This is a genomic window from Pelosinus baikalensis (assembly GCF_020819555.1).
Taxonomy (GTDB): Bacteria; Bacillota; Negativicutes; order DSM-13327; family DSM-13327; genus Pelosinus; species Pelosinus baikalensis.
This window is the reverse complement of the sequence record NZ_JAJHJB010000017.1, coordinates 72,789-96,826: the sequence shown is the minus strand read 5'-3', so window position 1 is coordinate 96,826 and position 24,038 is coordinate 72,789. Positions and strand designations below refer to the sequence as shown.

21 protein-coding genes are annotated in these 24,038 nt (G+C 38.4%); 2 read left to right on the top strand and 19 right to left on the bottom strand.

Annotation, left to right across the window (positions count from 1 at the left end; translation table 11 throughout):
* Nucleotides 1-42 precede the first annotated feature (42 nt).
* The gene (locus LMF89_RS13360) at nt 43-1,647 is read right to left on the bottom strand and encodes a peptide ABC transporter substrate-binding protein (RefSeq protein ID WP_229535526.1); all 1,605 of its coding nucleotides are present in this window, start codon (nt 1,645-1,647) and stop codon (nt 43-45) included.
* Between the two features lie 312 nt (nt 1,648-1,959).
* Between LMF89_RS13360 and LMF89_RS13355 the strand changes: the two genes are divergently transcribed.
* A complete protein-coding gene (locus LMF89_RS13355; protein WP_229535525.1) occupies nt 1,960-2,544 on the top strand; it encodes a helix-turn-helix domain-containing protein in 585 nt (194 codons plus the stop codon).
* 104 nt (nt 2,545-2,648) lie between these two features.
* Here LMF89_RS13355 and LMF89_RS13350 read toward each other — a convergent pair whose 3' ends face one another.
* From LMF89_RS13350 to LMF89_RS13285, 14 genes are all read right to left on the bottom strand, one after another.
* Nucleotides 2,649-3,092 carry a spore coat protein gene (locus tag LMF89_RS13350; RefSeq protein ID WP_229535524.1) on the bottom strand — a complete coding sequence of 148 codons (444 nt, stop codon included), beginning with the start codon at nt 3,090-3,092 and terminating at the stop codon, nt 2,649-2,651.
* Between the two features lie 15 nt (nt 3,093-3,107).
* The gene (locus tag LMF89_RS13345) at nt 3,108-3,320 is read right to left on the bottom strand and encodes a hypothetical protein (RefSeq protein ID WP_229535523.1); all 213 of its coding nucleotides are present in this window, start codon (nt 3,318-3,320) and stop codon (nt 3,108-3,110) included.
* Between the two features lie 202 nt (nt 3,321-3,522).
* A complete protein-coding gene (locus tag LMF89_RS13340) occupies nt 3,523-4,206 on the bottom strand; it encodes a response regulator transcription factor (RefSeq protein ID WP_229535522.1) in 684 nt (227 codons plus the stop codon).
* Entirely contained in the window at nt 4,203-5,108 is a 906-nt protein-coding gene (locus LMF89_RS13335) for a HAMP domain-containing sensor histidine kinase (protein WP_229535521.1), read from the bottom strand. The genes LMF89_RS13340 and LMF89_RS13335 overlap by 4 nt, the downstream gene beginning before the upstream one ends.
* A gap of 373 nt (nt 5,109-5,481) precedes the next feature.
* Nucleotides 5,482-6,147 (bottom strand): hypothetical protein, encoded by a 666-nt coding sequence (locus tag LMF89_RS13330; protein WP_229535520.1) that lies wholly within the window; start codon nt 6,145-6,147, stop codon nt 5,482-5,484.
* Nucleotides 6,148-6,417: 270 nt separating this feature from the next.
* The gene (locus LMF89_RS13325; RefSeq protein WP_229535519.1) at nt 6,418-8,385 is read right to left on the bottom strand and encodes a methyl-accepting chemotaxis protein; all 1,968 of its coding nucleotides are present in this window, start codon (nt 8,383-8,385) and stop codon (nt 6,418-6,420) included.
* An 87-nt stretch (nt 8,386-8,472) separates the two neighbouring features.
* The gene (locus LMF89_RS13320) at nt 8,473-9,489 is read right to left on the bottom strand and encodes a MalY/PatB family protein (protein ID WP_229535518.1); all 1,017 of its coding nucleotides are present in this window, start codon (nt 9,487-9,489) and stop codon (nt 8,473-8,475) included.
* A gap of 26 nt (nt 9,490-9,515) precedes the next feature.
* On the bottom strand, nt 9,516-10,109 hold the full coding sequence (locus tag LMF89_RS13315) for a DUF1847 domain-containing protein (RefSeq protein WP_229535517.1): 594 nt from the start codon (nt 10,107-10,109) through the stop codon (nt 9,516-9,518).
* 17 nt (nt 10,110-10,126) lie between these two features.
* The gene (dcuC, locus tag LMF89_RS13310; protein ID WP_229535516.1) at nt 10,127-11,482 is read right to left on the bottom strand and encodes a C4-dicarboxylate transporter DcuC; all 1,356 of its coding nucleotides are present in this window, start codon (nt 11,480-11,482) and stop codon (nt 10,127-10,129) included.
* A 181-nt stretch (nt 11,483-11,663) separates the two neighbouring features.
* Entirely contained in the window at nt 11,664-12,395 is a 732-nt protein-coding gene (locus LMF89_RS13305; RefSeq protein WP_229535515.1) for a FadR/GntR family transcriptional regulator, read from the bottom strand.
* A gap of 559 nt (nt 12,396-12,954) precedes the next feature.
* Nucleotides 12,955-14,034, bottom strand: a complete 1,080-nt coding sequence (locus LMF89_RS13300; protein WP_229535514.1) for a saccharopine dehydrogenase family protein — start codon at nt 14,032-14,034, stop codon at nt 12,955-12,957.
* A gap of 53 nt (nt 14,035-14,087) precedes the next feature.
* On the bottom strand, nt 14,088-15,746 hold the full coding sequence (locus tag LMF89_RS13295) for an ABC1 kinase family protein (protein ID WP_229535513.1): 1,659 nt from the start codon (nt 15,744-15,746) through the stop codon (nt 14,088-14,090).
* A 535-nt stretch (nt 15,747-16,281) separates the two neighbouring features.
* Nucleotides 16,282-17,745 carry a protein adenylyltransferase SelO gene (locus LMF89_RS13290; RefSeq protein WP_229535512.1) on the bottom strand — a complete coding sequence of 488 codons (1,464 nt, stop codon included), beginning with the start codon at nt 17,743-17,745 and terminating at the stop codon, nt 16,282-16,284.
* A gap of 398 nt (nt 17,746-18,143) precedes the next feature.
* A complete protein-coding gene (locus tag LMF89_RS13285) occupies nt 18,144-18,764 on the bottom strand; it encodes a superoxide dismutase (protein WP_229535511.1) in 621 nt (206 codons plus the stop codon).
* 272 nt (nt 18,765-19,036) lie between these two features.
* On the opposite strand from LMF89_RS13285, the gene LMF89_RS13280 reads away from it, so the two are divergent.
* Nucleotides 19,037-19,609 (top strand): hypothetical protein, encoded by a 573-nt coding sequence (locus tag LMF89_RS13280; protein WP_229535510.1) that lies wholly within the window; start codon nt 19,037-19,039, stop codon nt 19,607-19,609.
* A 111-nt stretch (nt 19,610-19,720) separates the two neighbouring features.
* On the opposite strand, the gene LMF89_RS13275 is transcribed toward LMF89_RS13280, so the two are convergent.
* The 4 genes from LMF89_RS13275 to LMF89_RS13260 form a co-directional block, all read right to left on the bottom strand.
* Complete coding sequence (locus LMF89_RS13275; RefSeq protein ID WP_229535509.1) at nt 19,721-20,665, bottom strand: tripartite tricarboxylate transporter substrate binding protein; 945 nt, start codon at nt 20,663-20,665, stop codon at nt 19,721-19,723.
* A 413-nt stretch (nt 20,666-21,078) separates the two neighbouring features.
* Nucleotides 21,079-21,711: a DNA-3-methyladenine glycosylase family protein gene (locus LMF89_RS13270; protein ID WP_229535508.1), complete on the bottom strand. Its 633-nt coding sequence runs from the start codon at nt 21,709-21,711 to the stop codon at nt 21,079-21,081.
* A gap of 1 nt (nt 21,712) precedes the next feature.
* Nucleotides 21,713-22,171 (bottom strand): methylated-DNA--[protein]-cysteine S-methyltransferase, encoded by a 459-nt coding sequence (locus LMF89_RS13265; RefSeq protein ID WP_229535507.1) that lies wholly within the window; start codon nt 22,169-22,171, stop codon nt 21,713-21,715.
* Nucleotides 22,172-22,476: 305 nt separating this feature from the next.
* On the bottom strand, nt 22,477-23,982 hold the full coding sequence (locus tag LMF89_RS13260; protein ID WP_229535506.1) for a sensor domain-containing diguanylate cyclase: 1,506 nt from the start codon (nt 23,980-23,982) through the stop codon (nt 22,477-22,479).
* Between the last annotated feature and the right edge of the window lie 56 nt (nt 23,983-24,038).

The window sequence follows — 24,038 nt, the reverse complement described above, 5'->3', positions numbered from 1 at the left end:
CACAATGCGTATACATCTTCCGCTACATACACTTAAATCCCATTAATTTTCAAAATAGGCTTCCTTCCAATTAACCACGGAAGTAGCAGATTTGATGACACCCTTCAAATTTGCCTTAATGCAATATGGATTGCCATAGAAATAAATTGGAATAGACCCCATATCATCTATAAAAATCCTCTCCGCATCACGCATGGCTTGCATACGCACTTTAGAGTCATTACTCAATTGCGCCGTTTCAACCAATTTATCATAGGCTATATTGCTGTATTTCCCATGGTTATTGCCGCCATTCGTCATGAAATAATCCGCAAAGGTCATTGGATCAGCATAATCTCCAATCCAACCGGCCCGGGCCATATGGAAATTACCACTTTTCCGGTTCTGTATGTAAACTTTCCACTCTTGGTTTTGAATTTCAATCGTAATGCCAAGATTTTTCTTCCACATTTCCTGAATTGTCTCAGCAATAGCTTTGTGGTTATCACTCGTATTATAAATCAACGTAATAGGAGGCAATCCTTGCCCTTCAGGATATCCGGCTTCTGCCAACAGTTTTTTTGCTTCCGCTATATCTGTTTTAAAATAGCCGCCTGCTTCTTCTCTGAAATCTTTGCCGGTGACAGAATCCGTAAAACCAAATGGAATCCATGCATCCGCCGGCTTGTGTATACCTTTTAGTACTGTTTTAGCTAAACTTTCGCGATCAATAGCCAAGGCAAGGGCTTTGCGAACCTTAGGATTATCAAAAGGAGCTTTCTTGTTGTTAAGTTCATAATAATAAGTGCCCAGATATTTACCTACAGTTAGCTTGTTTTCCTTTTTCAATCGCTCAGCTTCTGCCATCGGAGGTTCATATACATAATCCAATTGGTTATTTTCAAACATGGATAACGCTGTAGTATTCGCTTCCAGCAATGCCCACTCTAATTTACTAACTTTTACTTTATCTTTATCCCAATATTGATCATTTTTTACCATTTCTAATTTACTGTTATGCACCCAGTTTGCTACCTTGAAAGGACCATTGCTAATCAGTGTCTTTACATCACTAGCCCATTTATCCCCATTGGCTTCCACAATTTTTTTATTAACAGGATAGAAGGAGTGATGAGTAGCAAGAGCTAAAAAATAGGCTGTCGGTTTATCTAATACTACTTCCAATGTTTTATCATCGACAGCCTTTATCCCAACTTCCTCAACTGTTCCATTTTTACTGTTATAATTTTCTGCCCCTTTAATAGGAAACAGCATATAGGCATATTCAGCAGCCAACTCTGGACTCAATATCCGCTTCCAAGCATATTCAAAATCATATGCTGTTAGCGGTTCACCATTGGACCATTTTGCATTGGCTCTGAGATGAAAGGTATACTTTAATCCATCGGGCGATACCTCCCATTTCTCGGCAGCCGCCGGCGCAGGCATGTCCTTAGCATCTAATACCACTAACCCCTCAAATAATGCCAACTCATAATTTGCTTCAGGCACACCTGTAGATTTTCCGGGATCAAGAATTTCCGGCTCAGACCCCTGCCATAATTTAATTACCTGTTCCTTGCCTCCCGTTGTAGAACTACAACCAGATAATAATGCTCCTACTGCAAACACAATAACTAATAAAGCAATCCATTTTTTTAACATCATAACACTCCTCCTTTTATAATTTTTTAACTTTTACTTATAGTTATTGCAATATTATGCTAAACTTTCCATATTATACATAATATGTATTCTACAAGAAGCAAAAAAGCTTAAAAACACTAAGTGTCTTTAAGCTTCGTTATTTGATTGTTTACCTATCTTTCTTGGCGCATCAAATAATCATTGGTGCGAAATTTGATTATACTATCTAAATAATGTTCATTGCTTTTCCCCTTTCATTCTAAGTTTACTCTACGGTTCGTTTATTGATAGTATTTTAAATATGCTCTAAACTAGAGTTCGGAGGTGATACTAATGAATTGCGATAAAATTGGTAAGTTAATATATAACCTGCGAAAAGAAAAAGATATGACGCAAAAGCAATTAGCTGATTTAATGAACATCAGCGACAAAACAATCAGTAAATGGGAACGTGGCCTTGGATGTCCCGATGTATCATTGCTTCCAGAACTATCACAAATACTTGGCGTTAATATTGAAGAAATTCTATCAGGTAAAATTGAATTAAACGAAACGATTGGAGGAAATATGAAAAAGCTTAAATTTTATGTCTGCCCCCAGTGTAATAATCTTATGACAGCGACAGGAGATGCCAATATTTCATGTTGCGGCAAAAGAATCGAAGCTTTAGTTGCAGAAAAAGCATCCGAAAACCATTTGCTAAATATAGAGCCTGTAGAAGACGAACTGTATGTCACATCAGCCCATGAGATGAAAAAAGAACATTCTATTACTTTCGTTGCTTATGTCACGGGTGATTTAGTGATTATTGTGAAGCAATATCCTGAATGGAATATGCAGTTTCGCTTTCATAAGCAAGGGCACGGCAAATTATATTTCCATTGTTCCAACCACGGGCTATTTTATCAATTAATTTAGTGATGAAGAAAAATGTAATGCTGATTATAAAACATAAAAGAGCTGCTGCTAGTAGGGTTAAACTACCTACTTTGCAGCAGCTCCTTATTCTTAATAAGGGTCAACTAGCTTCTATACTGCCAATCCTCGGAATTTGTTTCTGGCCTTTGATTACTGAAGATACCAGATTTACCAGACCGCTGTTCGCGAGGCAAATGTCTGCCAAATCTTCTTGTACCAGAAGATACCGCATATTTACTGTCAGCAGTTGTGTCAAAAAATTCACTTGATTGCTTTTGTGTTCCTCTTGAGATGCGCTCAGTTCTCCCAGTACGTTCTGGATTATACCAGCCACGTTCTTGCATAGCCGTAAAAATAGTGCGAGCGTTATCATGACTACTATCCTGTAATCGTTCAAAAGTATTAGATATCATAGGTGAGGTAGATTCCAACACACCTTGATCATACAGTCTTGATAAATGTTTTTCCGTAATCACCAAATCCAGCAACATATCGCGGTCTGAAAGCCGATTTCTGCTTATTGGTGGAGATTGCCTTGGGTTGTCCATTATCTAGCCCCCCTACTATTGATACAGGAACTCGGAATTACCAAGTTCTTGCTTAATCATATTGGCATTATGACGTTTATTTTTAGCAATACTAAACATCATATTTTTTAATTCATGGTCCACACATTGGTCAGCATAAACACTGTATTTCGCGATACAAAGGTTTTCCAATTCAAGCGCATCTTTCAAGTAAGCGCGTTCCTTTTGAGTAAGACTATTTTGCTGCAACTTAAAACACCTCCCTGTATTCTATCAAATGTAGTTTGAGATAATTAGGAAATAAATATACATTAGAAGAGACTAGGTAAAATCACAGGAACGATTCTAAATACAAAAGTCCTGCAAGGCTAGGCTGAACTGCCCCCTGTCAAGTCAATGTCATTAAGGGAGCATATCAGGCTTTGCAGGACTTTTTCGTTATAACAGGATATTAGGGGTTAAAGCGATAGCCCGTTCCCCAGAGTGTTTCAATAAATTCTGGGTTGGATGGATCTTTCTCAATTTTCTTGCGGATTTTTTGAATATGAACAGCAACAGTTGCGTTATCGCCATAGCACTCATCGCCCCATATTATATCAAAAATATGTGCTTTGCTAAAAACGATATTCGGATTGGTAGCCAAGAATAATAACAGTTCATATTCCTTAGTTGTCAGTTGAATTGGCACGCCATTCACCGCAACTTTATGAGAAGCGATGTTGATTTCCAACCCCTTATGTTGAATCATTTCAGAAGGAGTATGGCCTTTTAGACGTTGATAGCGTTTCATATGAGATTTAATTCTAGCAACTAGCTCTGCAGGGCTAAAGGGTTTTGTCAAATAATCATCTGCTCCAAAGTCGAGTCCTCTAATTTTATCAATGTCGTCATTGCGAGCTGAGACGACAATAATAGGAATCTCTAGCTTCTTTCGAATCTCTCTAATAATTTCAAATCCATCTTTTTGGGGCAGCATCAAATCAACGACAATAACATCATACATACCCGTCATTGCCTTTTTCAAACCTAACACTCCATCTTGGACTATCTCGGCTTTATAACCATTAAATTGTAGATAATCCCGTTCCAGTTCAGCAATGTCCATGTCGTCTTCAATAATTAATACACGTTTCATGTTGTGCTCTCATCCCTATACTCTTGTAAAACTGGAAGCTTTATCGTAAAACAAGTGCCTTGCTTCTCTTTACTCGAAACAGTAATTTCCCCACAGTGAGCCTCGATAAGTTCCCTCGTGATTGCTAGACCAAGTCCAGTACACATATATTCTTTCTTGCGTTCTATATCAATACGATAAAAACGTTCAAAAATATGTGGTAGCTTATCTTCAGCAATTCCATATCCATTGTCTTCAATAGCAAGACAAATAAAATCATTTTGTAGATACATCTTAATTCTGATAGATAAATCATTTTCCGGACCATGCTGAACAGCATTACTAATAATATTGTTAAAAGCCTGATGAAATCTTTTGCCATCAAGGTTTACGCGATATTCTTGCTTTAGATCTGAGATATATTGGAACTGGATATTTTTTTCTTCCAGGTCAAATTTGTATTCTTCCATAAAATCATCCATAAAAGTACCAATTCCTACACTCTCAAAAGCGAAATCTAATTTTTGCATATCCAATTTTGAAAAAAGGAATAGATCATCAATCAATTTATTGATATAAACCGTATTATGATGGATGGTTTTTAGATACTTGTCCTTGTCACCCTGAATTTTAATATTCTCATCCAGCAAGGCTTCAATATAGCCCTGAATAGCTGTTATTGGTGTTTTTAAATCATGAGAAATATTAGCGACGAGTGTTTTTCGATTTTCTTCATACTCGTTTTGTATTTTTTCACTTTCATATAATTTTTGTGCCATTTCGTTAAACGAATAAATCAATAAACCTAGATCATTTGGGACATCACACTCAACTTTTACATTATAGTTTCCCTTAGAAATTTCATCTACACCTAGCTTGAGTTTTTCAATTGGTGTAAATATTCGTTTCTCTAAACGCAGCATAAAAATAAAATGGACTATTTCTTTTATACTAATGACGACTGCGAAAAAAATACCAATCCCTTTAAAGCCTACCCAATTAAATAATAGGTACAAAAGCAGGATATTAAACAGTACAAAAGCTGGTCTGAAATAGCGAAAGTATTGATGATATTTATGAAATTCCCGATGATGGTGTAAATGAATTCTTTGGAAAGTTGAGAAACATTTATCGTCACATTGATTGTGCCTTTTAGAATTAAAATGACGTCTACTGGGCCTAAACATCAAAATCACCTGCTCTTTACGTATTGTCTTATTATATTATAAATAAGGAAAAGGGCGCAAACCATTCTTTCAGCTTGCACCCAGTATTATAGTAACCTAGAGTTATGGATTATTTATTAAGTTGCAATTCTGCAACTATGTCCAACAAGTGCTGTTCATTTTCTTCATTGCGTCGTGCGCCGTCAAAAGCGATCACAATTTTCTCAATGTCATAATTTTTACTGACGGTCATCGCAAATGAAAATCTGCCTTTTTCAATGGAGCAGAACTCGCTCATAAAGCAGCAATGTCCCCGACTGTGGTCACTCTCAGCATGACTCATTCGTTCCTGGAGTAGTGTTTTGATATCTTCAGGTAGTTCTGCTACCTCCAATGTAACAAGAATTGTTTTATCTTCCTGTTCTTCTACTTTGATGCTGTTTAAAAGGCCTAAAACAAAGGAGAGTTTTGTAAGTTTGTCCTTTATGCTCCCACATCTGCCACCAGCATGATTCATATGTCTAAATAGTCTGTGATGCATTCCATGCATTTCATTTCCTGGGCAATGCTTCGTAAACTCGGTAGTGCTCTGATGTTTTACTTGCTTTCCTTCATAATTCACTTCGGAAGTTATGCTTGCCTTAGTCTGCATTGTCACAAAATTTTTTTGAAATTCATTCTTTACATAAAAAACCTTTGCTTGGTCTTTATTCACTTCCACTGTTGCCACACCATTGATAACCTCTTTATCCCGTAACTTTTGGACCACATCATACAAAAATTTAAGTTTGTTCATCTTATTAATAAGCCTCCTTAATTTGTTATGAGCTTATTATAAGAAAAGATTTTAAACTGCCTTTAAAGCAATTATAAAATTTTTATAAAGTTTTATAAAATATTCGTAAAACTATATCTTTTCTAACATTATGATATCTAAAGTCACAGTGAAAGCCGCTAATTACCTTTTAATCTAGGCAATTAGCGGCTTTTCTATTAAAAAATTGAGATTTAGCAGATGCGATTCGTGAGCATTTAAATCTGCTTAATAACATACCGACCCTGTAATTTACAGTTTAAATTTCGCAATAGTATTTTGTAATTTCTCAGACATCTTAACCAAGGATTGGCTGGCTGCTGCAATTTCTTCCATAGATGCTGCCTGCTCCTCAGTCGTAGCCGATACCGTCTGAGTATGTTCGGCTGCCGCCTTGCTTATTTTATCAATATCGTAGACTGCCCCTACAATTTGTTGACTTTCATCAGCCATCTGCTGCATGGCTGATGAAATACACTTGAATTGCCCTGAGACCCCTTCAACCAGTCCTACAATTTCTTGAAAGGCTTGACCTGCAGTGTCAACAACTTCACCACCTATTTTAACTTCCCGTGTACCATCATTCATAGCTACCACGGCTTTATCCGTCTCTGTCTGAACTTCAATAATCAATTCAGCAATTTGCTTGGTTGCCTCCTGAGATTGCTCAGCTAATTTCCGTACTTCCTCTGCTACCACGGCAAAGCCCCGGCCCTGTTCGCCAGCTCTAGCTGCTTCAATAGCCGCATTAAGTGCTAACAAATTAGTCTGCCCGGCAATACCGGAAATTGTTTCGACAATCTGACCAATTTTTAGTGACCGCTCTCCTAACTTGGTTACCGCCTCTGCCGAATTGGCGACTGTTCGCTCTATCGTATCCATCTGCAGCATAACAGCTTTAATCGATTTTCCGCCACGCTGCGCCGCAGTTGCTGCTTGCTCGGATATGGTACTTACAGAACTAGCATTTGCTGATACTTCCTGAATACCCGCTGACATTTTTTGTACCACTAATGAGGTGGTATCAATAGTACCAACTTGCTGATCAGCCCCTTGTGCTAATTGACATATGGTATTTGCCACTAATTGGGTGGCCTGTGCTGACTGATCAGCACTCGCTGTAAGCTGTTCAGAAGCAGCTGAAACTTGTTCAGCAGAAGACATAATATCAAGGATAATGTTCTGTAAATCTTTCCGCATTTTATCCAGCGATATCGCCAATTTATTAACTTCCGCCACGCCCTGCACTTGAACCTTTTGACTTAAATTACCACTGGCGATTTTATCTGCTACCTGTACCAGTTCATTAAGAGGCTTAGCCATTCCTTTGGCTACATAAATCGCGGTCCCTGCCGCAATAAGCACAGCCAGTAAAATCAACACCGACATCACCAGCAGACTATGCTTAATTTGATCGGTAATTTCTTTTTTTGGTAAGTATGTAATTATACCCCAGTTATAGCTTTTAACAGGTGCAAATACAATCAAGGAATCTACTCCAGCTGACGAAATAGCTTCCATATTACCAACCTGACCAGCGATAACATCTTGAACATATTTCGCTTGTCCGATATTTTCTTGCTTTGTCACCTTTTCTGAATGTATACTGGCCAACAATGTACCTTTATTATCTACTACGTCCACATAGCCTGAATTACCAACCGAAGTTCGAGAAGCAATTTCTCCAATTGTTTTTAAACTTACATCTCCAGCCAGTACTCCAACAATACTGCCACTTGAATCTTTTATCGGCGTTGAAATCGTAATAGTTGGCGCGTTGGTCAACTGTGAGATATATGACTCCGTAAGAAAAGTATTTCCCTGTAGAGCCTTTTTGAAGTAGTCTTTATCAGCTTTATTGTTTAGTGCTGATTTGGTAGTTTTTGCAATCTGCATACCAGTTGCATTCATAACATAGATTGTTTCAAATTCCGGATGCTTTTTTTGGGCCGTAATAATCATTTCCCGAAATTTGGCCGCATCCATGGAATATGCAGTAGGCGATAAAGCCAGTATCTCTAATAATTTTGTGTCATCATTCATAAATTGTTCAATTTCATGGGCAGTTTGATTCGCTATTGTTTGGTTATTTCTTGTTATTTCTTCCCTGGTAGTATTAACATTCATGTAAGAACTGACACCACCAATTATTGCTGCCGATAAAAAAGAAAATAATACCAACAATATAATCAACCGCATTTGCAATGTATTCTTTTCCACGTTTAAGCTCCCCTTTATTTATTTCATTCATGACTGACTCTCTAATTGCAAAAACTAAAATATTCCTCAATATTGGGCATGATTCGATCATCCGAAAATAAGGTTTATTGCAAAATTTGATTGTTGAAGAACTATGCAGGGAAATATGTAATCACTGGTACCGCCTTTGATTTTAGGAATTCTTGTTGAAACGAAATTTTCAAGGTATTCAAGATTGCCCTGCAAATACTCTAATAATTGATCTGCATAGTAATCACATTCGTTGTAGGAGACTTCAATCGGCAATGTACCAAATACAGTTCTGCCATATGCTTTGTTATTTTCAAGTGGAGCATAGAAAAGATCGTGATTATGCCGATTCGGAATAATTACAGCCCCAGTCCTTACACCTGCGATATTAAAAGTTTTGCTAGGATTAACGCAAACTACACAGTTGTCTGCTGCTTCTTGAGAAAGACTTCCAAAAGGAATATGCTTGCTCCCTCCATAAACAATATCAGAGTGAATTTCATCTGAAACAACAAATACATTATGTTTTAAACAAAGTTCGGAGATTCTTGTTAACTCTTCTCTCGTAAAGCACTTGCCAACAGGATTATGGGGACTGCATAGCAAAAACATAGTTGTTCTTTTTTTACTAAGTAATGCCTCCAAATTTTCATAATCCACTTCATAGCTGCCATCTTCTTTTAAAATCAGGTTATTTCCAAGAATATGTCTACCATTATTTGGAATAATATCATGAAAAGGGTGGTACGCTGGCATCTGAATTACAATATTGTCACCAGGATTCGTGAAGGCCCGCATTGCATATACAATAGCAGGCACTACTGCCGGTGTATACTCCACCCAATCAATGTCAACATCCCAGTCGAATCTTTTTTTCTGCCAATTAATAATTGATTTCTCAAAAGTTTTACAATTTACTGGATAACCATAGATACCATGTTCCGCTCTTTTAACCATAGCATCAATAACAGGCTGGGGACATTTGAAATCAGTATCAGCGATCCACATAGGTATAACATCGTCTGCATAAGTATCCCATTTTTTACATTCGGTTCCCTTACGGTTAACAAGTTCGTCAAAATTATGTTTTAACACTGCAATCCCACCTTCACAATTTATACTTAAACCTGATCACTAGGATTAATACCTAACTTTCTGCGCCAATAGCGGGAATATACAGCACCTAATGGATTATGGGCGAGTACTCTGTCTTTGGCAACCAGACAGGATGTAGGCACAGTACTGGCACCTGTAAACAATGCGTCATGGCCTACACACAAACCGATGGTAACACAAAAATCAATCCCTTTATCCTTAAGTACTTTAGCTTGCATAATAGGATTGCACATGGTTTCACGCGCACCCTCTTTAATTTGTTCTAAATCAAGATTCTCCTTGGCAATACCACAAACTTTACAGCAAACCGAATAGACTTCAAAAAATTTAGAGAAATACTCTTCAATTAATTTTGCCTCTTGGTTAAGACCGATACAAAACGCCATACCAATTTTTTTATACCCCATGAGTTTACAAAATTCAACAGTTTCCTCCAAACGAGTAAGGTTGTTATAAAAACGTCCTTCTGTACAGGCAGCAGCCTTCATAATATCGAGTTTCTCGCCCACATAGGCTTCTTTAACATCCGCAAGACCAATTTTAGTGCAATTTTGACCTTCTAAATAACATTTTCTATGAGTGCATTTTGCACATTTCATAATAAAACAGCTCCTTATTATTTCATTACTATAAATGCCACATTGATAAGTACAGCCACTGCCATAGGAATTGCAGTTCTTTTTACCACTTGAACAGGTGATACCCCTGCAACACCAGCTATAGCAACAATTGCCGCAGTAATTGGTGACACAACACGCCCAAAACTTGTCATAATTTGCATTGGCAGCAAGAGAGTAACAACATCAATTTTTAATGCTGCCGCAATCTTTGGAGCAAGGGCAGCAAAGGAAAAGAACGCCGCATTGCCTGACCCCATTAAGAATGCGCAGCAAGCAATTACTATACAGAAAAGAATGATTAAGGCATGAACGCCCAAACCAAGATTTTGAGCACTCGCAGTCACAAGATCTACAGCACCAATCTTCATTAATCCGGCAGCAAATACTTCACCTGCTACTATTAAACTTACTACCGTTGCAAAACTATTTCCCATTCCTTCATATAAATATTTTAAGCTCTGCAAAGTAGTTCGAAAATCTTTAGTTCTTGCATATTCGAAAATCATACTGATGAAAGTGCTTAAAAACATTGCAGTAACGACATCCATTTGAATTTTACTTTTAAAAATAGGACTGAAACCCAAAATGAATATCATCGGGATAATTGGAAGAACAGCATAGATCAAAGGAGGACGGCTTTCGTCTTCTTTAACAAAATCAGCAGAATTATCGTAACCAGCAAAACCCTCTTTTTTATCCCACCATTTTTGTGCATAGTAATGCACAACGCCAAGAATCAAAGTTGTTGTAACGAATATTGGTAATTGATACTCAACAAAATAAACTGCCGGATCTACCTTACAGATATTAGCTGCAAGAATCGCATTGCCCGAACCAGGACCAACATCCATGTATTGTGCACACCCAATTACGCCAAGCGCGGATAATTTACTAACGCCTGTTCTTATGAGAATCGGATACAGCGTTACCATGAGCAACAAAGCCAATCCAGCATGACTTGGAATAAACAATACCAAAAACTGACTCATATAAAAACTAAGAACAAGAAGAATATAAGGAGATTTAATATGTTTGAGAGGAGAAGCAACCACAGCAAATAAAGATTTACTTGCCCCGATATATTCCATATATTTTGCAAAGCCTGCTATTGACATGATAGTAAGTCCAAGACCGGCAACGCGGGAACTAAGCAATACCTTAATCGTATGGAAAATATCTAGCAAAGCTGAGCCAGAAGATTCTTTAGCGGAAAGTATAGGATTGCTACCGGTAAAATAGGCGGTAAGGAGCAGGAAAATACCTGCCATCAAGAGAACAGCTTGTGGATAGTGTTTTTTTATAATCATATAAATAACCCAAGCAACCACTAAAATTGTAATGATAATACCCATGTACATCCCTCCATTTTAAAATTCAATGTGTTGATATTGAAGCCTTCTCCTTTCAAATATTAGAACCACTTAACTCATCTATTTTGATTGGTGTTTAAAAATTCACCAAATGATTTTATTGGTATTCCGGTATACCAGTAAATACAACCATAAATTTTTATTCTATAAAACAAAAAGATTTTTACTCAGAATGAATCATTTTTTGAATCGCAATCTTAGCCTTGTTTAAATGTTCTTGCATAACACAAACTGCCGCTTGCGCATTTTTTTCAACAATATGCTGTAAAATGAGTTGATGATATCGTAGAGATTCTGTATGCCTTCTAACATCGCTTAAAGATTTTTGTCGTGAATAAGTCAGCAAATCGGATAAAAATTCATTGACCTCACTAATAACTTCATTGTGAGCAGCCGCAATGACAGCCGTATGAAATTTAGTTGACACATCACAAACTGGTTTCCCAACGGAAATTAGAAATTCCATTTCCAATAAGGCTTGTTGTATCGCTTCAATATCAGCCTCATTCCTTCGCTCTGCAGCTAATCGGACAGCCTGAATTTCAAAAGCTTCACGCGCTTCAAATAAATTTATTAACTGATCAGTCGGATCAGTCATAAAAAAGTCAAGAGCATGCAAAATACGTTTCATTTCAATTTTTTTTACAAACACACCTTCCCCGCGTATGTACTGAATAGCGCCTAAAAACTCCAATACTTTTAAAGCTTCTCTTACCGGCACACGACTGACATCAAACATTTCAGCTAATTCTCTCTCTGAAGGTAATTTGTCGCCTTCTTTCAAATGACCTTCGCGCATAAGCTGCTGAATGCGACTTACAATTTGCATATAAAGAGCGTCAGACGAATCTTCAGCAAATTTCTTTAACGGCGTTTCTACAAAAAAATTTTTCATCTCGTTTCCCCTATATATTGTTCGTTTTATTTTTAAATCGCATCTGGCACGATATTCTACTTTCAAAACAAATATCAGCAATATGGAATACTGGTATACCTAAAAAATACACATAAAAAGAATATTATAGTCAGTTACACAGTTTTGAATTCTGTATCTCTTAACATGATTATAATTTTTTTAGAAAAACCTGTCAATAAATTTAATTTGCAGTATCGGTTGGTATAATGCTCTTGCATGTTTTGCAGGGATCGACTACAAGTTATCACATAAGCATCTCTTTTGATGATATAAGCTCCTGAATGAGCCAGTTGACGGTTGACGGTTCTCCGACTCGCCATGCTAATGGAATATGGGAAATGGTCGGCCGTCTCTTTAAAATTCGCTTTCCATAATTGCTAAATCCTGCTCCTTTCACGAAGAGTATGCATATTATGAATATAGTCTATATAAATGAGAATTAAATAGAAAGACTCGTATGCAGTCTTATAGACTAATTCAATTCTATATCAAAGGAAAGTGACAAGATTGCCCATCCTTTTAGAAAGGGAATCTGTTTTTAAAGTTCACTTTTATACTCCTCGAAATGAATGAAAGTCTGGAGTTCATCAAACAAGTCTTCCCATTGAAACAATTCTTCAATATGAAAAATGCCTGGAGGATACTGTTTCGCGTAAATACGTTTAGCAACAAAAGCAGCAACTTTTCCTGTAATATAAGACTCTTTTTCTCCATAAATAGAACATTCGTAACGAATTGCTTGTTCCTTAATGATTCCTTCGGAAATCACTTTAGCTACGTATATATCTGAGCCTAAATTAAGCTTCTCAAACAATTTAATAACCTGCCTGCGAAAAATTGGTTGATGCAGCAAAGATAGAACACCTATTTTTTTCAATAGAGCGATTAGATTGGTAATCATTGCTGAGTCAAAACAGATTCTTGTCGATACAGACGGAATTCCTAGAGTCTCAGGTAGAACATGTTGATCCGTAAAATTAAATCGGTAAGTACTTCTTTGACCAAGTCCGTTAGGGAAGATTATTTTTCTTTCTTCTTCAAAACTTCTTACCTGCTTCTTAACGCCTTTGTCCCTTATAAAGAACACTGCGTTCATGTTATCGATCATCCATTCAATCGCTGCCCTGCCGTGTTTTTCTCCTAACCCTAACATAAGGTAGATATTAGCAGAATGAACTTGTCCCAAATACTGTAAGCTATGTTTCACCAGCATATTTGTCACCCCTGGAGCTAAACCTACACTAAGCACAGCAGTAGATTCTATTGATGACATTCTGGAACTCATACTTCTTACTTTCAATAAAAATTCATGAGAAGCTGAGATATCGATATAATGAATCTTTTCTTTTAAACACCTTTTCATAAATCTAGGGTTCTGCTGGTCTAAGCACATTACCACAAGAAATACTTCTTGAAAGAAATCTTCAGATAGTTTATTTTCATGCACATCCATTTGCAATGGTAAAACCTTGCTATTCGTTTTTAAACAAAATTCTTTAGATTTATCATAGCTTCTGCCGGCAGCAAAAATTTTTCCAGGAAATAGTTCTCCAAGATCTTTGCAGATAATTTGTCCAACTTGACCATATCCGCCTACTACTACAATTTTATCTTTCAAGGTTTATCTATCCTCCTTTTTGTCACCTTTTTGCTATTATATCTCTAGCACCATCACCGACGAGAATGACGATGCCAGCGCAGTACTTTTTCAGCCCGTTTGTAAAGATTATTTACCAATAGCAAGGCAAAAACCCCCATAATATATAGTAATGAAATGGCTACGTCTTTTTGCTCGCTACTCCAAAGTACAGCCGCTCCAATCCCTGTGCCTGTCAATAAAATAGTCCACACTAGTCGATTTGCTAAAGTCTCCTGAAACCGCAACTGTCTCAAAACAGGTCCCATTTCCACCTTGACTTGGACATCCCCAGCACGAAGATCTCTTAAAGTCTGCTCCAGTAAGGGCGGAACCTCCACCCCTGCCAAAACTACTTTTTTGGCCTTCTGCCAAATCAATTGCAAAGGTGAAAAGTCTTGACCAAGAACCTGTTTTGCATAAGGTTTTATCACTGCCAAAATGTTCATGTTCGGATCTAGCCCTGTGGCAATCCCTGAAAGGGTCCCCACAGCTCTACCCAAAAAAGTATAATGTACGGGAATTTGAAAGGGCTGAGAATAAATGAACTCACGTAATTCTTCTAAAAGCCCATCAATTTTTAGTTTTCCTAGTTCTTCCAACTGCATATCCTGCAAACCAACCAATAACAAGGCTATTGCCTTTTGCAAACTTAAGAGATTGGCCGCTGGCTTAATAAATCCCAATTCTTGCAAAGCATGGGACACTTCTTCAGCATTACTGTTGATTACTCCACCAATCAATTTACGGACAGCCTTTTTGTTATGGTCTGTAATCCTGCCCACCATGCCAAAATCAATAAAAATAATGCCACCATCTGGCCTCACAAACAAGTTACCTGGGTGAGGGTCGGCATGGTAAAACCCGTGTATTAAAGCTTGTTTAAGGTAGGAATCGACTAAATTTCCCGCCACGGTTTTTGGGTTAAGTCCTGCTGCTAACAAACCGGCACGATCTGTCACCTTGTACCCCGAGACGAACTCTAGTGTCAACACTCGCTGCCTTGAATATGTCGGATAAACAGCTGGCACAGAAATCATCGGATCGCCTTGAAAATTTGTCCGGAACCGTTCAAGATTAGCCAGTTCCTGCCGATAGTCAAGTTCTTCGCGAATGGTAGCACTAAATTCAGCATAGATGGCATCAAAATCCGCATACTGCTCCCATTTAGTAAAGACCTTTAACATCCAGATCACAGTTCGAAAGGCAGTGAGATCGATTTCAATAATCTTCTCAATCGATGGTCTTAATACTTTGACCGCCACCACTTCTCCAGACAGCAAAACAGCTTGGTGTACCTGTCCAAAGGATGCTGCCGCGATGTGATTATCATCAAACTCGGCAAATATCTCTTCCACCTTGCCCCCAAGTTCTAACCCAATCACTTCTTTGATTTGGTTACTGCTCACAGGTGGCACTTGATCTTGCAGCAGAGCCAATTCTGTAATATATTCCACAGGAAGTACATCAATACGGGTACTGAAGAACTGCCCTACTTTTATCATTAATCCCTGTAGAACTAAAGCAGTCTCCCGAAAACGAATGGCCTGATTACGATAAAGTTCAGGTAGTCGGACCTCTATTTTAGGCCCATATATTTTACGCAGAAGATTATACCAGGCAATCTCCGTGAGAAATCCTGCAAACAGCCTGAAAACGGCCCCTGTTCGTCGTATTTTAGAGTGAGATATCATATTTTCAACTCCTATCCAGCATCAGCTATTGTTATCTTTTTAAAATAACGAGACTGTCTTTTATGTCCCTTTCATCAATCATTTCGTCAATCCCTTTAAATTGCATATTATAATATTTAGCATACAGAACTTTTTTTTGCACTTACAACTCTTTATAATTCCTTGCTCTTGCATACCATTATCATCCGCATTACAGATGTGCTGAGCCTATGGACTACTATAATGGTCGTAGGATCTTTAAATAGTTTGTCCAGGGAAGCTTGAATATAATGCTCACTCTCCTTATCAAGTAGTAACATTTTCGAAGCTGATGATAATTCAGCAACTTTTTTACTGATTCAGGGTGGCTTAAGCCAGCCTGTCTTTATTTTGCATAACAATGACCAACTCCTGCAAAGCTAAGCAACTTTGCAGGAGTTGGTCACCAGATTTCTCTTTTGCTCTAATGCTGTTGAAGAAAGTAAAAGAATCTAAGGTAAACTAAAATCATTCTTCTCAAGTGAGGGATAACATGAACCATCCCTATGCTTTTATATCAAGTACCGCAAAAGGTTCGATAAGGATAAGTAGATGGCCCAGGCAGTGTGGAATAATCAGCCTGTTCGGGGGAGTGGGCGTAGGGGGTTGAAAGAACAGCAAGAAGCCGCTCCATCACGCTGTAATCACCTTGCACTGCGGCTTCTAGTGCGGCTTCTACACGGTGGTTGCGAGGGATTATCCCAGGATTGCTGTTTCGCATCAATTGATTCGAAGCTGCTTTCGCTTCCTGCTGCCTGCCTAGTCTTGCCTGCCACCGCTCATGCCACTGAGCAAATTCTGTGGTTCCAAATAGTTCCATATCCTTTGGAGCATCAAAAGTTAATGCGCGGAAAGTATTAGTATAATCCCCACGATACTTATGCATCATATTGAGAAGGTCTTCAATAAGGGATTCATCCTGTAATTCTTCATTAAATAGTCCCAGTTTTGCCCTCATTCCCGCGAGCCAATTATAGTGATATAAGTCACTAAACTCTGAAATTGCGTCCTGAGCTATTTTGACAGCCTGCTCCCCATTGGCATGCAGCAGCGGTAATAGGGTTTCAGCAAATCTTGCGAGATTCCACCCGGCAATATGCGGCTGATTGCCATAGGCATAGCGGCCTCTCATGTCAATGGAACTGAATACCGTTCCCGGGTCATAGGCGTCCATGAAGGCGCAAGGACCATAATCAATCGTTTCGCCACTCAGGGCCATGTTGTCCGTATTCATCACCCCGTGTATAAAGCCAACCAACTGCCATTTGGCAATCAATGCTGCCTGACGCTTGATCACTTCCTGCAGGAGGAAAAGGTAGGGATTCTCAGCAGCGTCAGCACCCGGAAAATGCCGCTGCAAGGTATAATCGGCCAGAGATCGGAGATCTTCAACCGTTCCCCATTCCGAAATGTATTGAAAGGTACCGACACGCAGATGACTGGCAGCCACGCGAGTCAGAATGGCACCGGGCTGTTCGCTTTCGCGGATTACTGACTCACCGCTTGTCACCACCGCTAGGCTGCGGGTGGTTGCAATATCAAGTGCATGCATTGCTTCGCTGATGATGTATTCGCGGAGCATAGGTCCCAGTGCCGCTCGACCATCGCCACGACGGGAGTATGGCGTTCTGCCTGAACCCTTGAGCTGAATATCAAATCGCGCTCCCAGGGGAGTGATCTGCTCACCAAGCAGCACAGCCCGGCCGTCCCCTAGCATGGTAAAGTTGCCAAATTGATGCCCCGCATACGCTTGAGCAAGAGGCAAAGCGCCTTTAGGAATCTGGTTGCCAGCGAGCACCGCAACGCCCTCTTTGCTTTGCAGCACCTGGACATTCAACCCCAGAGTTGCTGCCAGTGGATCATTGAGAATGATCAATTTCGGCGAACGTACAGCGGTTGGGCTCTGTCTGGTAAAAAATGATTCTGGCAGACGGGTATAACTGTTGTCTAGATTCCATCCTGTTTCCATCTTTGTCATCATTTCTCCTTTTCTTCTTTTGGTATTCTAGTACATTCCATCACCTAAAAGCAATGGCAATTTTGCAGTCTTTTTCCGCCCTGCTTCGTTGTCGTCACCTTACAGATTCTCAATCTGATCGGATCCTCCGCCTCGCTGGTCGAAAAAATACTTGCAAACTTATCCAATGTTTTAAATGACGCAATGTACTCGTTTTCCTTTTATATAACAACAATAGATATTCTATGCTTTTTTAACTTGCCTTCTATACCAACACAAAGCAGACCCTTTTAGTGTCTGCTCTTGCCAATTTATTATACCCATCACATAGGATTGATAGTAAAAACAAGACTCCGTGCTCAACAAAAGCACCGGAGCCTCACAATTTCTTGAATCGTGTTATTCATTTGTTCTCAAAACCATTATGTAATCGACGCTTCGTATAATCTAGCCACCTCTTTCCAATCAATTACTTGAAAGAAACCTTCAATATAATCGGGACGCAGGTTTTTGTACTTTAAATAATAAGCATGCTCCCATACATCAATAGCGAGAATGGGTATCCATTTGCTGCCTGGTTCCATAAGAGGATTGTCTTGATTGGGAGTAGAGCTGATTGCAAGATTTCCTGCAGAATCGGTGGAAAGCCACGCCCATCCTGAACCAAATCGGCCAATAGCTGCAGATTTTATTTTTTCTTTAAAACCAGCAAAACTTCCGAATTCTTTCTCAATTTGTTTTGCCAGAAGCCCTGTCGGCTCTGTGCCACCTTCGGGTGACATGATTGTAAAATAGAGATTGTGATTATAGTATCCGCCTCCATTATTCTGGATAGCAGCTCGCAGCGTCGTATCAGAAATAGCAGGAAGATTTGCCAAGATTTCCTCCACGGTCTTGCCGAATAGCTCTGGGAGTTTTTCCAATGCTGCATTAAAATTATTGGTATACGTTGCATGATGCTTGCTATAATGCGTCCTCATGGTAAGTTCATCAATATGAGGCTCCAATGCCTCAAACCCATATTTTAATTCTACCTGTTTCATCTTAGAAACCTCCTTTGATTGTCTGTTTGTATTTATATCATACTATCCTAGTAGGAAATAGTCAATATATTTTAGTGTTTTTAATTATTTAATAATTGTTATTTGATAGGTTTTTATTGATGATTAACTATGCAGCATGCACACCCATCATTTCCTTTTACATATCACAACTCCCCTCAGACTGCGGCTATAGGCTTTCTTTTTATGTTATGCAGGAATACACAGTTATTTGTGGTAATAATAACTTTAATAATCAAATGAGGAGTGACACTGTGGTTGACATATTCTTATTAACAGCCCTTGGGGCTATTGGAGCTTTGGCTTTTTCAATCTTGAAAAGCAATAAATTAAAAAAGAAAGTCCATGCTTTAGCTGTCCAGTCGGATACTATCGTCGCCCAGATTGATGGTTTTAGAGCTTCAAGTGCGTGTACAATTGTCAATGGTATCGATTTGTCGGGGTTTCTGTATGTTGACCTAGAGTCAAAAAGATTTTGTATCGTATCAACCAATATGTCATATAAACTATTTGATCCTAAAGATATTCTAGATGTTTCAATCGTTGAAAATAATCCAGCAATTATTACCGAAACTCAAATTACTGATAAAATTCGCAAGGCTTTATTGGAAGGTCTAAAACCTATTGGCGGCTTGATTCGCAATAAGACAGACTCCAATGTAAATACTATACATGTTGTAATGCATGTAAAGGACTCCGACCATAACACGGTCATGATAAATTGCCTTCCCGTTAAGACGCAGCGGAATACTCCAGCATATGAAAATGCAATCCATATAGCTAATAGCTGGCAAGAATTATTAAAAGTATTAATGCATTCAGCTTAAAAATTGCATATGAGATGGAAGAACATCATTTAAAATGTACCCTATAGGATAGACGTTTGTACAGTCTACTCTATAGGGTACATTTTATCTTGCTACAGTCTGATCCATTGGTTATTTTTTTTGCTCCTTGATTAGATTCAAAATTCCAGTTTCCTGTATGATGTTAGTTAATTTTACGTTATCTTCTAGCCATTTGTTTTGAAATTCTTTTGGACCTAAATATTTAAGTTCCACTCCAAGGGCATCCATATTGTTTTTAAGCTCTGGATCGGAAACCATCGCATTGAACCCTTCGGCTAACCTTGCTGCAATCTCTGGTGGTAGATCTTTAGACGCTGCTACTCCATACCAACTATCAAATACAATAGCAAGTCCCTGTTCCTTAAATGTTGGTATATGTGCTAAAGTTGGATCAGAAAGTCTCTGCTGCTTTGGCACTGCGAGTGCTTTTACAGTACCGGTTTTTATATGCTCTCTAGGTGTCAGTGTATTCATAATCGCAATATCAATATTTCCGCCTAATAAAGCAATAAGTGTTTCATTACCACTCCGAAAAGGAACTTGCTCAACATCAATATCCGCAACCTTTTTAAATGTTTCGCCAATTATATGCGGCATTGAACCTATGCCACTATGCCCAAATTTCAGTTTTCCTGGATGTTGTTTAGCATATTCGATTACTTCTTGGACATTTTGCCAAGGCTGATCGGCAGATACTATCATCACATAAGGCAAGGTTGAAATCTGTGCAATGGGTTCTAAGGCTGTTGGATAATGATATTTAGTTTCTCCATAAAGTGGCAATAATAGTAGTTCAGGTGTAACAATAGCAAGCGTATAGCCGTCAGGACTAGAACCAGCTAGTTCATTCCAACCGTTGGCTCCAGCCCCACCAGGTTTATTTAGAACAACCAAGGATTGACCTAAATATTTAGGCGCTACTTTTTCCATCGCTCGAGCTAAAAGATCCGATCCTCCCCCCACACTAAAACCTACAATAATAGTAATAGGTTTGTCAGGAAATTTATTATTCGTCGTTGTAGTTTTGTTTGACATAGTAGCACAACCCCCTATTATTATTGAAATAAATAACAAGCATACCGACAACAAAATAAATATCTTTTTTTGCAATATTGTTTCCTTCTTCCATACTTTTAGTAATTTGTTATAATATTACTTTAAATACAATATACTCCATTTATCACCGTTTTTCCTCCAATAAATGTAAAAATATTTCAACAGGACGCTTCAACGACCTTATTTCTAATAACATTGGTCTTATGGCTACAAACCCCTTGGCGGTACTTTGACTGGAATTTCACCAGTTAGCAAATTACAGCTTTGCTGGGCACACTTTGCACAAATAAAAAAAAGCTACTCACTCAATTAAGAATAAAGTAACTTTGATAATGTGTCATAGCATAGAATTTCAAAAATTATTCTTTTGCCAAATTGCTTAAACTAATGGGTCAAAGACTATTGCCATCTTCAAAGGATAATTTCCAGAGATAGATAGACGCTACGGAGCCGTAAGGAGAATATTGTTTCTTGTATTTTTCAAATTGTTCTTTTGTAATATCTGTGAGATTATAGAGGTTCATCATGCCCCGCCTTATGGCAATATCGCCCCAGCTAACAATGTCAGGGCGTTCCATCGAATTAAGAAGCAGCATTTCTGCCGTCCAGACACCAATGCCATTCATTTTAGATAGGCGCTTGATAACCTCTTCATCTGGCAGGTCATATAGTTCCATAAGTTTCAAACTGCCGAACATCACTGCTTCACCAATATTCTTAATATAAATCGCTTTTCTTGTAGACATACCGCATTGTTGAATTTCCTTCACTGTAGCCAAAGCAATATGTTGTGGAATCATCTCTTCAAAGTGGAGCTGCATTCTATGCCATACCGTATATGCTGCCTTAACAGAAATCTGTTGTCCAACAATAGCATAGATAAGAGCTGTAAACAGGTCAGGAATAACCTCACGATCAATCTTTCCCAATCGTTTCATCGCAGCTCCGAGTATTTGGTCGACATTTTGCAAATACTCAATTTCTCTTTGACCGTATGAAAAAAACTTCGTCTTTACTTTTCCCATACTATTTTTCCAACTTCAAAAGATATTCTTTAACCTGGAGCCCTGCAGCATAGCCAACCAATTTTCCATTTGCACCTACGACTCGATGGCATGGAATGAAAATCAAAATCGGATTTTTGTTGTTAGCCATGCCAATTGCACGAGAAGCCTTCGGTTGACCAATACTCCTTGCGATATCTCTGTAGCTTCGTGTTTCACCACAGGGAATTTCTTGCAGCGCTTTCCAAACTTTCTGCTGAAATTCTGTACCTTCTGGAGCAAGAGGAAGCTCAAAGTATTTACGCTTTCCTGCAAGATAATCCATTAGCTGCTTACCTGCTTCATTCAGCACTGCTGTTTCTTTTACAACAACATCCTGGGGAATGCGTTCTCTTTTAATAAACAAATTTGTAATTGCACCTTTGTTTTCTACAATCCCAATTTCCCCAATATTGGTTTGATAGAAGAATATATTTTTCATAGCCCTCTCCCGCACTTCTATAAATTACCCCATTCATTCCGTATCTTTATTGTACGTTATACAAGCTCTAATTGTCTTTCGGAATATCACTTTTCAATTTTCATAAGAAAAATGCTTTGCGTCCTTTAAAAAACCGATAAAACGAATGGAACCACAAAGACGCAAAGGACACAAAGGGTTTTTATTTATTTTTTCGTGCACTCCTTTGCGTGCCGCGTTAGCGGCATTGTGCCTTTGTGGTTCAACGTTCCTCTAAACTTATAAGTGTGATAAAGAAAAATTCCTCGCCATTCAATTGTTCTTTATCATTTGCCAGCTGGATACTCTGTTACTTTATTTCTAGTTTCCTTACTCATATAAAGTGCTTTATCAGCGAAAGCTAGCAATTCATCTATGGAATCACCATTTTTAGGATAGGCTGCAATGCCAATACTTACGGTACAGCCACTTAATTTCTTGGCACACTGCAGGCGTATTTCTTCCGCATAAGAAATAACCATTGCATCTGAGACATTCCGCAAAATAATTGCAAATTCGTCTCCACCAAACCGAAATAAGGATCGAAATCCTACAACGGATTGTGCGATAACTGTAAATTCTTTTAAAATATCATCACCAGCTAAATGACCGGAAACATCATTTTGCTTCTTGAAATTATCCAGATCTAATACCATAACGCCTAATGTCATAAGCGATCCAGATTGCAGCTCTCCTCTTAGTAATTCCAATATTTTATCAAAAGATCTGCGATTATAAGCTCCAGTCAATGCATCAATATCTGCCGCTCCTTTTAAGGTACTATGAACTTCTTCTAATTTTCGAATCGTGTCATTATAGCTTTGAATCATTTCACTGAATTCAGTCGCATAACCAGTTAAGGTAATCTTCTTATAGTTTCCTGTTCTGACGGAGCCAAAAGCTTCTATTAATGTCTCAAAAGGCTTCATATACCGTCGCACCGTATAAGTGCCAATGATGACAACTACGAAAATCGTAAATATTGACACTGCCAAGATCTGGTAAAGCATCATGCTACGATACTGTGTTACCTCGGCAGTAGGTGTACCCACAATGACATACCAATCCAATTGAGGGACCTTGCTGTATCCGATATAATATTCAAATTCAGAATAATTCTTCATAATGGTTGAACCTGTCATCCCCTGTAAACTTTCAACGATTCCCCCTTTCTTACCAATGCGTTCCTGATCCGAATGATACACTACAGTCCCTTGCTGGTCAGTAATCGCAATAAATCCGCTTCGGCCAAAGGACTTATTATCAAACATCATTGCCAATTCATTGTCGTGCAGCCATACTGTCCCCACAACTACACCGACTACAGTACCATCATCAATAATAGGGGTGGAAATCGCAACTACTTCACGTCCTTGAGCACTTTTATAAACGCCGCTGATGTATGTCTCTCCCTTTATCCCATGCAAAAAATAGTCTCTTTTTGATAAATTTACTCCTGATATCTTTTCAGGCTGACTCGAAACAGAAACATTCCCTTCTTTATCAATAATAAATATCGTATTTACTTCGGGAATCACTGCATTCATTTTATCAAGAAGATCTTTATCCTTTCTAAGAGTAGGGTCGGATGCAATGCTTGCCATAGAAGCCTCAATATTTTTGAAATAGGCTAGTAATTGCTCACTAAGATTATTTGCGGCTTTCTCGTTGGTAGCCAATAACAAAGAGCTGGTATTCGCAAGAAAAAATCGATCAAAGGCAATAAATTGAATAAAGCTGCTAATAATGACCAATGAGCAGAGTAATATTGTGAATTTATGCAAAAATCGCATTGAATCCGATCCTCCTTTCAAAAACCATATTATTTAAAACAATATTCTGCTTTTTT

Excerpts from the sequence above, each read along its gene's own strand:
- LMF89_RS13275 (WP_229535509.1), bottom strand. The coding sequence starts at position 20,665 with ATGTCAAACAAAACTACAACGACGAATAATAAATTTCCTGACAAACCT.
- LMF89_RS13260 (WP_229535506.1), bottom strand. The coding sequence starts at position 23,982 with ATGCGATTTTTGCATAAATTCACAATATTACTCTGCTCATTGGTCATT.
- LMF89_RS13330 (WP_229535520.1), bottom strand. The coding sequence starts at position 6,147 with ATGAACAAACTTAAATTTTTGTATGATGTGGTCCAAAAGTTACGGGAT.
- LMF89_RS13295 (WP_229535513.1), bottom strand. The coding sequence starts at position 15,746 with ATGATATCTCACTCTAAAATACGACGAACAGGGGCCGTTTTCAGGCTG.
- LMF89_RS13350 (WP_229535524.1), bottom strand. The coding sequence starts at position 3,092 with ATGGACAACCCAAGGCAATCTCCACCAATAAGCAGAAATCGGCTTTCA.
- LMF89_RS13290 (WP_229535512.1), bottom strand. The coding sequence starts at position 17,745 with ATGATGACAAAGATGGAAACAGGATGGAATCTAGACAACAGTTATACC.
- LMF89_RS13265 (WP_229535507.1), bottom strand. The coding sequence starts at position 22,171 with ATGAAAAATATATTCTTCTATCAAACCAATATTGGGGAAATTGGGATT.
- LMF89_RS13315 (WP_229535517.1), bottom strand. The coding sequence starts at position 10,109 with ATGAAATGTGCAAAATGCACTCATAGAAAATGTTATTTAGAAGGTCAA.
- LMF89_RS13340 (WP_229535522.1), bottom strand. The coding sequence starts at position 4,206 with ATGAAACGTGTATTAATTATTGAAGACGACATGGACATTGCTGAACTG.
- LMF89_RS13360 (WP_229535526.1), bottom strand. The coding sequence starts at position 1,647 with ATGATGTTAAAAAAATGGATTGCTTTATTAGTTATTGTGTTTGCAGTA.
- LMF89_RS13355 (WP_229535525.1), top strand. The coding sequence starts at position 1,960 with ATGAATTGCGATAAAATTGGTAAGTTAATATATAACCTGCGAAAAGAA.
- LMF89_RS13305 (WP_229535515.1), bottom strand. The coding sequence starts at position 12,395 with ATGAAAAATTTTTTTGTAGAAACGCCGTTAAAGAAATTTGCTGAAGAT.
- LMF89_RS13335 (WP_229535521.1), bottom strand. The coding sequence starts at position 5,108 with ATGCTGCGTTTAGAGAAACGAATATTTACACCAATTGAAAAACTCAAG.
- LMF89_RS13270 (WP_229535508.1), bottom strand. The coding sequence starts at position 21,711 with ATGGGAAAAGTAAAGACGAAGTTTTTTTCATACGGTCAAAGAGAAATT.
- dcuC (WP_229535516.1), bottom strand. The coding sequence starts at position 11,482 with ATGGGTATTATCATTACAATTTTAGTGGTTGCTTGGGTTATTTATATG.
- LMF89_RS13285 (WP_229535511.1), bottom strand. The coding sequence starts at position 18,764 with ATGAAACAGGTAGAATTAAAATATGGGTTTGAGGCATTGGAGCCTCAT.